This window comes from Vibrio sp. LQ2, from assembly GCF_023920125.1.
Taxonomy (GTDB): Bacteria; Pseudomonadota; Gammaproteobacteria; order Enterobacterales; family Vibrionaceae; genus Vibrio; species Vibrio fluvialis.
On sequence record NZ_CP085308.1, the window covers coordinates 4,037,251 to 4,052,051 of the forward strand.

The window sequence follows — 14,801 nt, forward strand, 5'->3', positions numbered from 1 at the left end:
TTACAGCTTTACTTGATATGGGTTGATGTCTGAATCTGGACGCGTTTTTAGCAGTCGAAGAATCCACATATATTGTTCTGGGCGTTGTGAAACATAGTTTTCAATGCATTCGTTCATCATTCTCGCATCCTGATGCTCATCTCCGGTTGGGAATGGAAGCTCAGGGTAGAAATCCAATTCATATTGCCCGGTTTTGCTGTTAAACATGGCAAACAGAGGGACGATTTTCGATTTACTCAATGTAGAAAGACGACCTAAACCCGCGATGGTTGCTTTCTGCGTAGCAAAAAAATCCACAAATACACTGTGTTCTCGACCTAAGTCTTCATCAGGTAAGTAGTACCCCAAATAGCCATCTTTGCGCACAGATTTGATAAAGGGTTTGATACCGACGCTGCGATCGTAAACTCGGCCACCATATTGAACACGTTGTTTGTGCATTAACCAGTCCGAGACCTTATTTTTCTGACTTTTCGCCATTGCAGAAACCGGGTGACCTCGTGAGGCAAGTAAAATAGCAGGAATATCGATAGCCCAAGTATGTGGTACGAGAAGAATAACGTTTTCACCCCGCTCCAATACATGTTCTACATGCTCAAAGCCACGCATGGTTGTATTGTGTTCCAGCCATGCTTTACTGCGCAGTGATGTGGACGCAAATCCAATTAAGAACATCACAGAGGTGATGTACATCTCTTGCAGAATCTTTTCTCGCTCATCAACGGATTTTTCGGGGAAACACATTTGCAAGTTGACCCGTGCCCGAGTATTCGCCTTACTTTTTACTTTCACAGCGATCTTGGCGAGACTTTGGGCAAGTACTTTTTTCAAACAAATTGGAAGAAAACTCAGTAGACAGGCGAAAATCACCGCCAGCCAGGTCCCCCAATAACGAGGATGAAGAAAGTGCCAACTGAACTGCGGATTATAGGCGTAATCATCATGGTCATTGCGTGGTGATGATGAAAAGTTTGATGACGACATAAGAGGCTCGGATTCGATTGCTTTTCGAGTAAAATTGTGACCGAGTATAACAGTTAACTGTGCGGGAAACAGTAAGCAATGTAGGGGTAAGTTCAGTATGAGGTTATTTTCTGGACACCCCTATGTAAATAGATCTTTTGTTGTTGATGAATAAAAACGGCCACCTTAAGGTAGCCATCCAATCTGCCGAATCCAGCAACTTATTGTGTGTTTGAGGTTTTAATCACTGCCAAAAAGGTCACGGGTATAGACTTTGGCTTCCACATCTTTGAGCTCTTCTGCTAAACGGTTTGAGACAATGATGTCTGCTTGCTGTTTAAACGCTTCAATATCGTTCACAACACGTGAATGGAAGAAGTGCTCTTCTTTCAGTACTGGCTCATATACGATCACTTCGATACCTTTCGCCTTGATACGTTTCATGATGCCTTGTATAGAAGAGGCTCGGAAGTTATCGGAACCTGCCTTCATAATTAGGCGATAGATACCCACCACCTTTGGCTGACGCTGAATAATAGAGTCTGCAATGAAATCTTTACGAGTGCGGTTCGCATCCACGATAGCGCCAATAATGTTGTTTGGCACATCGTGGTAGTTAGCGAGAAGTTGCTTGGTATCTTTTGGCAGGCAGTAACCGCCGTAGCCAAAGGAGGGGTTGTTGTAGTGATTGCCGATACGAGGATCAAGACTCACGCCTTCGATAATTTGGCGACTATCAAGGCCATGAACTTCAGCGTAAGAGTCCAATTCATTGAAGTACGCCACACGCATAGCGAGGTACGTGTTCGAGAACAGCTTCACCGCTTCTGCTTCGGTTGAGTTGGTAAACAAAACCGGAATGTCTTGTTTGATGGCGCCTTCTTTCAATAGGTTTGCAAACGTTTCGGCACGCTCGCTTTGTTCACCCACAATGATGCGTGAGGGGTACAAGTTGTCGTACAGCGCTTTGCCTTCACGCAGGAACTCAGGCGAGAAAATAATGTTTGAGCAGTTGAGATCCTGTTTTAATTTTTCGGTGTAGCCGACAGGAATCGTGGATTTAATTACCATCACCGCATCAGGGTTGATGGCCATGACATCACGAATCACCGCTTCAACGGATGACGTGTTGAAGTAGTTGGTATTGGGATCGTAGTCGGTCGGTGTCGCGATAATCACAAATGCTGCGTCTTGATAGGCCAACGTTTTGTCGGTTGTCGCTGTAAAGTTCAGTTGCTTTTCGGTCAGAAACTGCGTGATCTCTTTATCAACAATCGGAGACTGCTGATGGTTGAGCATCTCTATCTTATCTTGGACGATATCCAGAGCCACCACTTCATTGTGTTGGGCTAGGAGTAAGGCATTCGACAGACCGACATAGCCTGTCCCCGCGACTGCGATTTTCATGTTGTTCTCTCTTAAAGCTTGATGACGTTGTATTGTTAATTCATTCGTTGATGATAGATAGGTATTCGGCGACGCCTTGTGCCACCGACTTAAATTCGATATCACAACCTGCAGAACGTAACTTAGTCAGGTCTGCCTGCGTATATTCCTGATAGGCGCCTTTGAGGTGTTCTGGGAACGGAATGGTTTCAATCTGCCCTTTTCCATGATGAGCTATGACGGCGCTAGCGACTTCATTGAATGATTCTGCATTACCTGTACCACAGTTGAAAATCCCAGAAACACCCTGTTCCAGGAACCATAGATTAACGGCTGCCACATCACCAACATAGACAAAGTCTCGTTTGAAATGTTCACTACCCGCAAACAATTTTGGATTTTCACCTGCATTCATTTGATTGTTGAGATGGAAGGCGACGGATGCCATGGAACCTTTGTGTTGTTCGCGCGGGCCGTACACATTGAAATAACGGAAACCAGTAATTTGAGACAGTTTTTCACCGTGTTCTTCAGCATCTAACCACAGGCGACGTACGTAATTGTCAAACTGCTGTTTTGAATAACCATAAACGTTCAGCGCTCCTTCATATTGAGGTTCTTCAACGAAGGTATCGGTGTCGCCGTATGTGGCGGCAGATGAGGCATAAAGGAAAGGAATTTCGCGTTCAAGGCAATAGTGCAACAATTCTTTTGAATACTCATAGTTATTGAGCATCATGTATTTGCCATCCCATTCGGTGGTGGCAGAACAAGCACCTTCATGGAAGACGGCATCAATTGGCCCAAAGTCATCTCCGGCCATGATCTGAGTCAGGAAATCGTCGCGATCCATGTAATCCGCGATTTGAAGATCCACTAAATTCTTAAACTTGCGGCCATTTTTTAGATGGTCAACAACCAGAATGTCAGTGATACCTTTTTCATTCAGAGCTTTAACAATGTTGCTGCCAATCATGCCAGCGCCGCCAGTTACGATGATCATAGTCTTTCCGTTACGCCTAAAACATTTGCACGGAATAGTAGCAGGAATCACATGTTGAAGGGAAGCGAACTGCCCCCTACTGCAAACGGCAAAAGATTTATCGGGACTAATAATCACCTATGTGAATAGTTTGCTAAACCTTTTAACTGATGATTGATTTAATAAAAGAATGGGAAAAATGTGACTTAGGTAGGGTATGGCAATAGAGAACAAGTTGAACGAACACGATCAATTTAGTCACTCCATGCATCGTGCTACTATTGGTGCAAAGTAGAATTAATCAATTGAACCGATAAAATAGTGCACATGTTCGTTGAGATGAATATCTGTTCAATATGAATAAGGTCGATAGATACTTTCTTTTCGGGTAGTCTACGCTGACTTTGGGAAAATGACACATCTTTGACTTTGTGATTAATGGAACGTGAGATTGCCTGACTCAAGGGCGGTAGCATGTTTATTCTCTCATTATCAAAGAATTAAAATAGCGATTGTTGGGTAAAGGTATGAAAATTTTAGTTACGGGTGGGGCTGGCTTTATCGGTTCAGCGGTAGTTCGCCATATCATTCAAAATACAATGGATAGCGTAGTCAATGTGGATAAGTTAACTTATGCTGGTAACTTAGAATCTTTGCTCGATGTTGAGTCTAATGAGCGGTACGTATTTGAAAAAGTTGATATTTGTGATCGCACAGCGTTAGACCGTGTGTTTGCAAACTATATGCCTGATGCCGTAATGCACTTAGCGGCAGAATCACATGTAGACCGCTCAATTGATGGTCCCGCTACATTTATTGAAACCAATATAGTAGGTACCTATACCCTATTAGAAGCTACCCGTAACTATTGGAACCAATTGAATAGTGAAAAAAAAGCATCATTTCGCTTTCACCACATTTCTACTGATGAAGTTTATGGTGATTTACAAGGAACTGACGATCTATTCACCGAACAAACTTCTTACGAGCCTTCTTCCCCTTATTCTGCGTCTAAAGCATCGAGTGATCACCTAGTTCGAGCTTGGTTACGTACTTATGGTCTGCCGACGATAGTAACGAATTGCTCGAATAACTACGGGCCTTTTCATTTCCCTGAAAAACTTATCCCGCTAATGATTCTCAATGCGTTGGATGGAAAAGCACTACCTGTGTATGGTGACGGTATGCAAATCAGAGATTGGTTATTCGTAGAAGATCATGCCCGAGCATTATATAAGGTTGTTACCGAAGGCAAAGTCGGTGAAACCTATAACATTGGCGGTCACAACGAAAAAGCTAACATTGAAGTAGTGAAGACTATTTGTTTACTGTTGGAAGAAATGGTGCCAACTAAACCTCAAGGAGTTGTGCATTACCAAAATTTGATCACCTACGTAAAGGACCGTCCTGGTCATGATGTACGCTATGCGATTGATGCAACGAAAATTGAACGAGAATTAGGCTGGAAGCCGCAAGAAACCTTTGAATCTGGCATTAGAAAAACAGTGGAATGGTATCTAACCAACAAAGAGTGGTGGAGCCGAGTTCTTGATGGTTCGTATAGTTGTGAACGTTTGGGGGCTGGAGAGTAGTATGAAAGGTATTATATTAGCTGGCGGTTCCGGTACACGTTTGTATCCCATCACTCGTGGTGTATCTAAACAGTTGTTACCCGTTTACGACAAACCAATGATCTACTATCCACTTTCAACACTTATGCTGGCGGGTATCAAAGAAATCTTAATTATTACGACTCCAGAAGATAATGATAGTTTTAAACGTTTGTTAGGTGATGGCAGTGATTTTGGTATTCAATTGCAATATGCGATCCAACCAAGTCCGGACGGTTTAGCCCAAGCATTTCTTATCGGTGAACAGTTTATCGGTGACGATTCTGTTTGCTTGGTTCTGGGCGACAACATTTTTTATGGTCAGTCATTCAGCAGGCAATTGAACCATGCTCGAGAGCTAACGTCTAAAGGATTAGCGACGGTGTTTGGTTATCAAGTTAAAGATCCAGAGCGCTTCGGAGTAGTTGAATTTGATAAACACATGAAGGCTATCTCTATTGAGGAAAAGCCTACACAACCCAAATCCAATTATGCAGTAACAGGCCTGTATTTTTATGATAATCGCGTCGTTGAGATGGCAAAACTGGTGAAACCATCTGCTCGGGGTGAACTTGAAATCACGACCTTAAACGAAATGTATCTCAGCGATGACTCACTGAATGTAGAGCTACTGGGGCGGGGCTTTGCGTGGTTGGATACTGGCACTCACGAGAGCCTACATGAGGCGTCTTCTTTTGTGCAAACTATTGAAAACGTACAAGGGCTAAAAGTTGCGTGCCTAGAGGAAATAGCGTGGCGTAACGGCTGGCTTAGTAGTGAACAGCTGATAAAAATAGCAAAACCGATGTTGAAAAATAGTTATGGGCAATATTTACGGTCACTAATTAAACAGTGAGATATAATAATGAAAGTGTTAATTACAGGCTGTGGTGGTCAAGTCGGTCGCTGTCTTACTGAACGTTTAAAAGATAAAGTTGATGTACTAGCGCTAGATCATCAAGCTTTGGATATCACCAATCTTGAAGCCGTCATGAATGCTGTAGGGAATTTCAATCCTGGATATATTATTAATGCTGCGGCGTATACTGCAGTAGACTGTGCAGAACAAGAAGTTGAACTTTCATATGCAATTAATTGTGATGGGCCTCGTAACTTAGCCCAAGCAGCTGAAAAATATGGGGCCGTAATACTTCATATATCTACCGACTATGTTTTTGATGGTAAAAAGGAGGTTTCTTACCTGGAATGCGATAATCCTAGGCCTCAAAGTGTTTATGGGAAAAGCAAACTTGCTGGCGAAAAAGCGGTATCAGAAAATTGTCATAGATATATAGTTCTACGCACTGCCTGGGTATTTGGGGAATATGGGAATAATTTTGTAAAAACTATGCTGCGCCTTGCTCAGACTCGTGATGAGATCACTATTGTTGCTGATCAAATAGGTGGGCCAACCTATGCTGGAGATATTGCTGATGCTTTGATTGATATAATTCAATATGTCGAAGATGGCAATGTTCCTGAGTGGGGAGTTTACCATTTCTCAGGTATGCCTTACACAAGTTGGTATGAGTTCGCCAAAATAATCTTTCTATCTGCGGAGCAGTATCACGCAATTTCTGTATCTCCTCGAATTTTTGCTATACCTACATCGGATTATCCTACACTCGCTAAACGTCCAACCAATTCTCGATTAGATTGCTCTAAGATTAAAAATCAGTTTGGTATTAAACCAAGCGATTGGAAAGATGCCTTAAAAAATATTCAAGCATATAAGTAATTAAAATATGAAAGTTATCGATACTAAAATCCCTGATGTGAAAATTATTGAACCCACTGTGTTTGGTGATGAACGCGGATTTTTTATGGAAACATGGAACCAGAAGCGTTTTGAAGAAAGGGTAACAGGTAAATCGACTCAATTTGTCCAAGACAATCATTCAAAATCAAGAAAAGGAATTTTACGTGGTTTGCATTATCAGACAGAAAATACTCAAGGAAAACTAGTGCGGGTTGTCTGCGGAGAAGTGTTTGATGTAGCAGTGGATATTCGTAGAAACTCACCAACATTTGGACAGTGGGTGGGCGAATACCTTTCTTCTGATAATAAACGTCAATTGTGGATTCCGAAAGGCTTTGCTCATGGATTCTATGTAACTACTGATGAAGCTGAGTTTGTATACAAGTGTACGGATTATTATAATCCTTCCGCTGAAGTGTCTATTATGTGGAATGATCCGGAAATTAATATTAACTGGCCATTAACCAATAAGCCATTCTTATCCAATAAAGACAATGAAGCATTGACACTCAATGAATTCATAGAAATCAATAAAAATTGAAAATCAATCGACATTAAATTTTAGGGCATTGTAATGGAAGGTAAAAAAATAGTTGAGATTATCGGTGGATTAGGCAATCAGATGTTTCAGTATGCATTATACTTAAAACTCAAAAAAATTTATGGCGATCAGAATACGTATATTTATTTAGGTAGATTTAATGATACTGAAGATAATAAAGGATATCAGATAGGAAGTTACTTTACATCATGTAAGTCTAGGGTGTTTACCGAGGACGTAAGTCAATATCTGGATGAAAATCTATCATTGAGATCTAAAGTCAGACGAAAAATCTTTGGTGCAAAGGAAAGCTTCATTCTAGAAGTTGATGGGAAGTGCAAACGTGATTTGAGCAAGCTAGATACCGGTAAAGACTATTACATAAGAGGTTTATGGCAATCCGAGGAGTATTTCAAAGAAATAGGTACGGATGTGAGAAATTCTTACTCTCTTCATGATGAACTTCTGGATGAAAAATGGCTTCGTCTAAATTGCAATATTGAGGGAAATAAAAAGATAGTTAGTCTACATGTCCGTAGAGGAGATTATATAAGTAATCCAAAATATAATAAAATTTTAGGTGGAGTTTGCGGGAAAAATTATTACAAACTAGCAGTGGAGTATATTAAGAATAAATTTGGTAATAATGTGACTTTTATGGTTTTTTCTGATGATCTAAGTTGGGTTAAAAAAGAGTATGATTTTTTGAAATGTGAAATGGTTGTGTACCCTTCGAACGATACAGATTACGAAGACCTGTATTTTATGTCAAAATGTGATGCGCATATTATTGCAAATAGTACATTTAGTTGGTGGGGAGCATGGTTGGGAGAAAACAGAGAAAAATTAGTTGTAGCACCTAAAGAATGGTATAGAAATAAATCTAGCATTGATATTGTTCCGTCTGATTGGATTAGAATTTGAATAAAAATAAGTGTATTGGTTACTTAGTGTAAAATGAAATGTCAGACAAGTCTCGCTTTATATCCGATGTAAAATATTTAGGTGTGGTTCAATTTTTGAACTACGTTGTTCCGTTATTTACTTTCCCTTATCTTACTAGAACGTTAGGTGTATCTGGCTTTGGTGAGTATAGTTATGTGATTGCGTTGATGGCATATCCCTTGATGTTAATAAGTTTTGGCTTTGACATGTCAGCTACAGTAACGATTGTAAGCTTGAAGGGGTGTAGATACAGGCTAAATGAATATGTCACATCTATATATATTTTGAAATTTATATTTTTCATTATTGTAGTAATCATATTATCTATATTAATATTCCTTAATATAATTCCCTGGGAACAAGCTCAAAATATTGCCGCGTTGTTACCTATGTTATTTGGGATGGTTTTTTCTTCTGTATACATATTTCAAGCATTCAACTTGCTTAAGCATATGTCCTTAATAACTATTTTTTTTAGATTGCTAACGATTCCATCGATATATTTTCTAGTTAATAGTGAGTTAGATATCATAGTGGCATTATATATACAGTCACTAAGCGCTTTTCTAATAGGAATAACTAGTTTTATATATTTAAATATTTCATGTAAAAGTTTTTTATGTAAGACAAATATACGGACATTAAAGTTTTCTTTTTTTGACAGTTTAATGATTTTCAAAACTTCTTGCGCCTCTTCAATATACACCAATTCAATACCTCTTTTTATAGGAGGTTTCTACGGGTATGAATTGGTTGGTGTATTCAATGTTGCCAATACAATTAAAAATATTGCACAAAACTTTATCAATGTTTTCTTTCGAGTTCTATTCCCAAATATATCTAGGAAAGTACATTATGGAAGTAATGAAGAGGTGGAAAATGTTATCAATAAATCATTTTTAATTTTGATAGGACTAATTTTTATAGGTTGCCTGTCGAACTTATTTATATCAGGTATAGTTATAGATATTCTATCTGGCGATGAGTTTGAAAGTGCTAATAATATATTAAAAATTCTTATGTTCACTGTGCTTTTTTCCGCAGTTAATAACTTTTATGGTGTTCAAACATTAATTCCCTTAGGTATGAAGGATGATTTCGGTAAAGCTGTAATAAGAGCATCAATTATCACCATGATCATGATTATCCCTACTGTTTATTTTTTTGGGGCCATGGGAGGGGCAATAGCAAGTGTTCTGTCCGAAGTTGTTGTTTTTATTTTCTTATATATGGTTCATAGAGATAATAATTTAAAAATAATAAGATACAGAAAGTTAATAAAAATAATTAAGGATTATTGTGATAGATAAAAGTAGGTTGAAATGAAAGTCATTCCAATATTGTTAACAACATGTATAAAGCCATCAGCTCCTTTTACAGTTTTAAATGATATCGACAAGAGAATTGATAGCACTCTAAATGGGGTGCGAGAGTTGAGTCGAGTTACAAATCGTAAAGTCAAGGTGGTTATATGTGATGGTTCGGGATTTGATTTTGCAGATTATCAGGATGAAATAAATGCATTGTTTAATGAAGTTGAAATCCTATCATTTTTAAATTCCGAAAAAGAAGTCGCTTTAAAAGGAAAAGGCTTCGGTGAGGGCGAAATTGTTGAGTATGCGCTAAAAAATAGCGCAATACTTTCTGGCTATCAACATTTTGCGAAACTGACAGGGAAGTTGTGGGTAGAAAATTTAATGGAGATTATTAATTCTTACAATAATTTTGCAGCGTTTCTACCAACTCTTGCTCGGTATGATAATCCGATATGTATCGATACACGATTCTATATTACATCTAAGAAATTTTATTTTGAAAATTTAATCAATGTCCATAATAGAGTCGAAGATCTTAATCGAATTCATTTAGAAGATGTTTTTTTTAGCACGTTTAAAAATAATAATTTTAAAGTGGATAAAATTGTAATGAATAAATACCCTGAAATTTTTGGTTGCTCGGGTTCTACTGGGAAATTATACAAACCTAAACGAGTTGAGTTGCTTAAAAAATCAATAAAGTTATATGTTTACAGAATTACCCATAAGGGGAGGGTGATATAATGCCATGTTTTATTAAAGTGCTCGTATATTTCAATTGGTCATGTTTTGGTTGGTAGTTAATTAATGGTAAGACGTATTCATTATATCACCTATGGTGATGAAAAATACAAAAAACAAATGGACTTTGCTGTACTATCTGCTAGATTTCTGAACCAATTTGAATCAATAACTGCGTTTGGTCCAGATGATATAGACATAGAGTTCGTTAAAAAAAATCATAGTATAATGTCTTCTAAAAGAGGCGGTGGATATTGGTTGTGGAAACCATATCTTGTACAAAAAAAACTAAAAAACATAAAATATGGTGACTATATTGTTTATTCAGATGCAGGTTTGTTTTTTTTAAAAAACATAAACACCATCCTTGATAGTATAGACTCAAAAAAACAAGACGTAATCGCATTTGAGCTTCCATTAATAGAAAAACAATGGACAAAGCCAGATTTGTTCAGTATCGAAAATGCTAGGTTTTCTAGTCTTAGAAACACAAATCAGATCATGGCCTCAGTCTTCATCATAAAAAAGTCGAATAAAAGTATAGCATTTGTCGACGATTGGCTTAATTTGTGTTGTAACGAAAGTTATATATCCGATTCAGAATCATGTGAGAAATATGATCATTTCATTGACCATCGTCATGACCAGTCTTTATTTAGTCTATTATACAAGTCATATGGTTTCAGCGCATTTAGGGATCCTACACAGCTGGGACAGTACCCCGGGGGATATTCTGGTTTAAACAATTTTAATCCTAGTTTAGGTGCTGTATACAATTTAGAGAACGGAATGCTATTTAAAGCGTCTAATTACAGTTACAACTACGGCACTGTTTTTTATCGATGCAGAGATTCTCATCCATTAGTTGCTTTCTTAAAGTTTAGCGTGAAAAGATTATTATTTAGTTTGGGACTGTACTCAGGTTCTGTCAGGTAGATTTTTATCAGAAAAGGTTGTTAAGTTGGATTGCAAAAAAGTGAATATTCTTTGCCTGTGTACGGTAAGAAATAGGTCAGAAAAAACATTTAATAGCATAAAGAAATTAAAAATAGCGTTGGAGCATGTAAATGCTATTCACCACAAAATAATAGTCGTGGATGACGCTTCAACTGATAATACTATTCATATGTTGAATACTAATTTTCCGGATATAGAGATAATACTAGGCAATGGTTATCTTTATTGGGCTGGAGGAATGATCAAGGGTTTTAAAAAATCTTGGAGTGATGAATATAGCCATGTTTTAGTCTTTAATGATGATTCTGACTTTAATGTTGAAAAACTAATTGATGTATTCAGTTTGGTAGAAACATCCGGATGTAATCTAAATGATTCTATAATGGTTGGTGCCTTTTCTGATGGCGAAATTCACCATGTTACATATGGTGTTCAGATTAGAAAGAATAGATTTCTGCCCTATTCATTTGAAGTATTACCTTTCAGTAATTCTTTTCAGTTTGGTGATACATTGAATATGAACTTTGCTCTCATTCCCAAGCCAGTTATAGACAAAATAGGTTTTTTGGATGAAACGTTTACTCATTCAATGGCCGATTTTGATTTTGGGCTAAGAGCAAAGAAAGCTGGATTTAACATTGTTCAACTTCCGGAATATATAGGAATATGCCCAAGAAATACTAAGTTGAATACATGGGAGGATTCAAGCCTTACATTACATGAAAAATTGAAATCATTGCATAATGTGAAAAATTTCCCTCCTCGTGAAAGGATGCATTTGCTATTGAGACACGCCGGTTTATTAATGCCAATATATTTTTTATACCCATATTTTAAAATTATTTTTAATTCTATTATTTTTAGGAGGAAGTAAGTGTTTACCGTTGTTATTCCCACTTATAATTCCAGTTCCACAATTAAGAGTACCCTTGATTCTGTTTGTCGACAGAATAGGGATTTAATTTCTAAAGTAATTGTTGTAGATGACTGTTCATCTGATAGTAATGAATTATGCAAAGTAATAGAAAGCTTTAGATGTTCTCTCGATATTCTTTTTCTTAGGAATGAGTCGAATAAAAATGGTTCTTATAGTCGTAATGTAGGAATAAAAAACTCTAATTCAAAATATATAGCTTTTCTCGATGCAGATGACGTATGGTTGGATGGCCACATTGAAAAATACTATAAGAATATTTTAAATCTTAGTTTCCCAGTAAATGTCATATTTTTTAGCCCATTTATATTGACTGATACGAGTGGCTTGGAACGAGATATTAGACCTAAAAGACCATTGTCACCAGGAGAGTTAGTCTCGGAGTATGTTTTTTTTCATGGGCAGCATATGCAAACATCAACGTTTGTCGTTGAAACCTCGACTGCAAAAAAAGTTCTATTTGACGAAACTCTTACTCGTCATCAAGATTCTGATTTTATGATGAGAGCTCAGAAACTTGGAGTGGAGATTAAATTCATTAATATAGCGACATCAAAATATATTTTTTCCCAAAATGATTTAGCCAAACGTGTTGCTAGTGGCAGAATATCAAGTTTATGGTGTGATGATTTCTTAGTTTCTAAATCAGAGTATTTTAGTTCGAAATCCTCTGATGGTTATTTAATTAATGTTAAATTAAGAGTGTGTTTTTTTGAAAAAAAATATTTCAACATGGCAAAAGTTTTTTATTTAGTTGCAAAGAGCATGGGGTTCGTTAAAGTGTGTTATTATTTATTTGAAAAAATTTCAAATAGATAGTTATAGGTTGTCGATATGATTTACTATTTGGTTCTCTATGTAGTTTCTATATCATTTTTGGTTATCAGTTCTAGATACAAGCTTGACTTTTTTTACTTTTTCTCAGTTTTAGTTGTGGCTATATTTGCATCATTAAGAGAAGGAGTCGGTGTCGATTATCAAGAATATTCAGATTTATTTCCTCTAGTTGTATCAGGACTTAATAACCAATTTGAGGTTGTTAATAATATAATAATAAAAATTTTTTACAACTTCGGTGGTGAACATGCAGTGTTTGGCTTTTACTCTATTGTAACCATTTTCTTAATTTCTTACTCATTTAAGGTATTGTCATTAAGTAAAGAAGTTTCCTTTTTGATATTTTTGTTGGTTACGGTTTTTTACTTGGCGACATTTAATCATATTAGGCAGTGGTTGGCTATATCACTTATAATGTTTGGCTATGCTTTGTACATTAAAGGCTATAGGATCTCATCCGTTGTCGCGATTTTTTTGGCTCCACTTGTACATTTATCAGTGGTTCTTTTGTCTCTCTTGTTATTATTGTTTAAATTTAATATTAAAGAAAGAGTGATTAATTTATTAATTATTGCTGGTGTTCCTGTTGGAATAATAGGATACAAGTTTTTGGAATTCACAAAGTATCGAATATATCTCGATGATTTTGGTGGGTTTTATTTACCTTATTTGATGATTTTCATTCTTTCTATTATAGAAATATATCTGTTTCAAAGCGTAAGAGATAAAATAGACAAGCGTAAATATGGGGTTTTATATTCATTGCTTCTCATGCTTTCCGGGGTATCATTTCTAGTTACCTATATTGGACCTCCGTTATTACATGGAATGAGATTCATCGAGTCAATATTTTGGGTTGAAATGGTAGTGCTTCCTTATATATTCATTCTCTTTGATAAGACAACTAGATTTTTGTTTATTTTTACCTTTTTATTATTAATTTTAACTTATAATGTCGTGGTGTTGGCACAGAATGGTAATGTATATAAGTTAACTCCATTTGAAACTTTTTTAATGTAATATAGATTTTTAATTATGACTGTTTTTGTTTCAATTGTTTCTCATGGGCATGGCGATTTAATTCGTGAGTTGAATTGCGTGTCTAATCTTATCGATGATTTTCAAGTAATCGTTAAAAGTAATAAGTCTGGAGATGACTATAAGGAATTTGTTTGTAGCCAAAATTTTCATTGGATTAATGATAATTATGATTTAGGGTTTGGGAAAAACAATAACGTAAATTATAATTACTGCAAGTCCGTGTTGGGGATGAACCCAGATGATATTTTTATTGTCCTCAATCCAGACGTTCTTGTTAATAATAAGGATGTTTTTTCTCTAATAAATAGAATGAACGCTGACGGTGTTTTAATAGCAACGATAAACTTATGTAAGTCATTTGAACCACTTATTTATGATTTTTCTGTGCGGAAATTTCCACAACTTTTCGATTTTGTATCCTCATTTTTGGGATTAGGAAATTCGACTATTTTAGATAAAAAAAATATCAAATGCTCAATAGAAGTCGATTGGGCTGCCGGATCATTTCTGGCGTTTAAGGCAAGTCACTACGCGTTTTTGTTTGGATTTGATGAAAAATATTTTATGTACTGTGAAGATACAGACATTTGTTTAAGAAGCGGAAATCTAGGACATAAACCTATATTTTATCCTGATATTTTCGCTCTTCATCTTGCTAAACATTCAAATAGAAGATTGTTCTCCAGACATTTTTTTTGGCATATTAGAAGTGTTTTTAGATTTTTGTCTAGTCGTAGAGGTTTAACAAAGCCAAGCTCATCAGTTATAATCTAAACCATATATATTATT

Annotated in this window: 15 protein-coding genes; 12 read left to right on the top strand and 3 right to left on the bottom strand. The window is 36.5% G+C overall.

The window, feature by feature from the left end:
- The 3 genes from lpxM to rfaD all read right to left on the bottom strand — a co-directional run bounded on the left by lpxM (position 1) and on the right by rfaD (position 3,352).
- The gene (lpxM, locus tag LGV68_RS18730; RefSeq protein WP_252535859.1) at positions 1-984 is read right to left on the bottom strand and encodes a lauroyl-Kdo(2)-lipid IV(A) myristoyltransferase; all 984 of its coding nucleotides are present in this window, start codon (positions 982-984) and stop codon (positions 1-3) included.
- 219 nt (positions 985-1,203) lie between these two features.
- Positions 1,204-2,370, bottom strand: a complete 1,167-nt coding sequence (locus tag LGV68_RS18735) for a nucleotide sugar dehydrogenase (RefSeq protein WP_252535863.1) — start codon at positions 2,368-2,370, stop codon at positions 1,204-1,206.
- Between the two features lie 40 nt (positions 2,371-2,410).
- Positions 2,411-3,352, bottom strand: a complete 942-nt coding sequence (gene rfaD / locus LGV68_RS18740) for an ADP-glyceromanno-heptose 6-epimerase (protein ID WP_233976438.1) — start codon at positions 3,350-3,352, stop codon at positions 2,411-2,413.
- Positions 3,353-3,858: 506 nt separating this feature from the next.
- On the opposite strand from rfaD, the gene rfbB reads away from it, so the two are divergent.
- From rfbB to LGV68_RS18800, 12 genes are all read left to right on the top strand, one after another.
- Positions 3,859-4,923, top strand: coding sequence for a dTDP-glucose 4,6-dehydratase (gene rfbB, locus LGV68_RS18745; RefSeq protein ID WP_233976437.1), 1,065 nt, complete (start codon positions 3,859-3,861; stop codon positions 4,921-4,923).
- Between the two features lies 1 nt (position 4,924).
- Positions 4,925-5,797 carry a glucose-1-phosphate thymidylyltransferase RfbA gene (gene rfbA, locus LGV68_RS18750; RefSeq protein ID WP_233976436.1) on the top strand — a complete coding sequence of 291 codons (873 nt, stop codon included), beginning with the start codon at positions 4,925-4,927 and terminating at the stop codon, positions 5,795-5,797.
- 9 nt (positions 5,798-5,806) lie between these two features.
- A complete protein-coding gene (gene rfbD / locus LGV68_RS18755; RefSeq protein WP_252535864.1) occupies positions 5,807-6,679 on the top strand; it encodes a dTDP-4-dehydrorhamnose reductase in 873 nt (290 codons plus the stop codon).
- A gap of 7 nt (positions 6,680-6,686) precedes the next feature.
- Positions 6,687-7,241, top strand: a complete 555-nt coding sequence (gene rfbC / locus LGV68_RS18760; RefSeq protein WP_233976434.1) for a dTDP-4-dehydrorhamnose 3,5-epimerase — start codon at positions 6,687-6,689, stop codon at positions 7,239-7,241.
- A 33-nt stretch (positions 7,242-7,274) separates the two neighbouring features.
- Positions 7,275-8,165, top strand: a complete 891-nt coding sequence (locus LGV68_RS18765; RefSeq protein ID WP_252535865.1) for an alpha-1,2-fucosyltransferase — start codon at positions 7,275-7,277, stop codon at positions 8,163-8,165.
- A 38-nt stretch (positions 8,166-8,203) separates the two neighbouring features.
- The gene (locus LGV68_RS18770) at positions 8,204-9,496 is read left to right on the top strand and encodes an oligosaccharide flippase family protein (protein ID WP_252535867.1); all 1,293 of its coding nucleotides are present in this window, start codon (positions 8,204-8,206) and stop codon (positions 9,494-9,496) included.
- 12 nt (positions 9,497-9,508) lie between these two features.
- Entirely contained in the window at positions 9,509-10,246 is a 738-nt protein-coding gene (locus LGV68_RS18775) for a hypothetical protein (RefSeq protein WP_252535868.1), read from the top strand.
- Between the two features lie 63 nt (positions 10,247-10,309).
- Positions 10,310-11,179, top strand: a complete 870-nt coding sequence (locus LGV68_RS18780) for a hypothetical protein (RefSeq protein ID WP_233976430.1) — start codon at positions 10,310-10,312, stop codon at positions 11,177-11,179.
- 25 nt (positions 11,180-11,204) lie between these two features.
- Complete coding sequence (locus LGV68_RS18785) at positions 11,205-12,074, top strand: glycosyltransferase (protein WP_233976429.1); 870 nt, start codon at positions 11,205-11,207, stop codon at positions 12,072-12,074.
- On the top strand, positions 12,075-12,953 hold the full coding sequence (locus LGV68_RS18790; RefSeq protein WP_233976428.1) for a glycosyltransferase family A protein: 879 nt from the start codon (positions 12,075-12,077) through the stop codon (positions 12,951-12,953).
- 15 nt (positions 12,954-12,968) lie between these two features.
- Complete coding sequence (locus tag LGV68_RS18795) at positions 12,969-13,991, top strand: EpsG family protein (RefSeq protein ID WP_233976427.1); 1,023 nt, start codon at positions 12,969-12,971, stop codon at positions 13,989-13,991.
- A gap of 15 nt (positions 13,992-14,006) precedes the next feature.
- Positions 14,007-14,786 carry a glycosyltransferase family 2 protein gene (locus tag LGV68_RS18800; protein WP_233976426.1) on the top strand — a complete coding sequence of 260 codons (780 nt, stop codon included), beginning with the start codon at positions 14,007-14,009 and terminating at the stop codon, positions 14,784-14,786.
- Positions 14,787-14,801 lie beyond the last annotated feature (15 nt).

Bases quoted from the DNA above. Each gene is read 5' to 3' on its own strand.
- lpxM (WP_252535859.1), bottom strand. From the start codon at position 984: ATGTCGTCATCAAACTTTTCATCATCACCACGCAATGACCATGATGAT.
- LGV68_RS18735 (WP_252535863.1), bottom strand. From the start codon at position 2,370: ATGAAAATCGCAGTCGCGGGGACAGGCTATGTCGGTCTGTCGAATGCC.
- rfaD (WP_233976438.1), bottom strand. From the start codon at position 3,352: ATGATCATCGTAACTGGCGGCGCTGGCATGATTGGCAGCAACATTGTT.
- rfbB (WP_233976437.1), top strand. From the start codon at position 3,859: ATGAAAATTTTAGTTACGGGTGGGGCTGGCTTTATCGGTTCAGCGGTA.
- rfbA (WP_233976436.1), top strand. From the start codon at position 4,925: ATGAAAGGTATTATATTAGCTGGCGGTTCCGGTACACGTTTGTATCCC.
- rfbD (WP_252535864.1), top strand. From the start codon at position 5,807: ATGAAAGTGTTAATTACAGGCTGTGGTGGTCAAGTCGGTCGCTGTCTT.
- rfbC (WP_233976434.1), top strand. From the start codon at position 6,687: ATGAAAGTTATCGATACTAAAATCCCTGATGTGAAAATTATTGAACCC.
- LGV68_RS18765 (WP_252535865.1), top strand. From the start codon at position 7,275: ATGGAAGGTAAAAAAATAGTTGAGATTATCGGTGGATTAGGCAATCAG.
- LGV68_RS18770 (WP_252535867.1), top strand. From the start codon at position 8,204: ATGTCAGACAAGTCTCGCTTTATATCCGATGTAAAATATTTAGGTGTG.
- LGV68_RS18775 (WP_252535868.1), top strand. From the start codon at position 9,509: ATGAAAGTCATTCCAATATTGTTAACAACATGTATAAAGCCATCAGCT.
- LGV68_RS18780 (WP_233976430.1), top strand. From the start codon at position 10,310: ATGGTAAGACGTATTCATTATATCACCTATGGTGATGAAAAATACAAA.
- LGV68_RS18795 (WP_233976427.1), top strand. From the start codon at position 12,969: ATGATTTACTATTTGGTTCTCTATGTAGTTTCTATATCATTTTTGGTT.
- LGV68_RS18800 (WP_233976426.1), top strand. From the start codon at position 14,007: ATGACTGTTTTTGTTTCAATTGTTTCTCATGGGCATGGCGATTTAATT.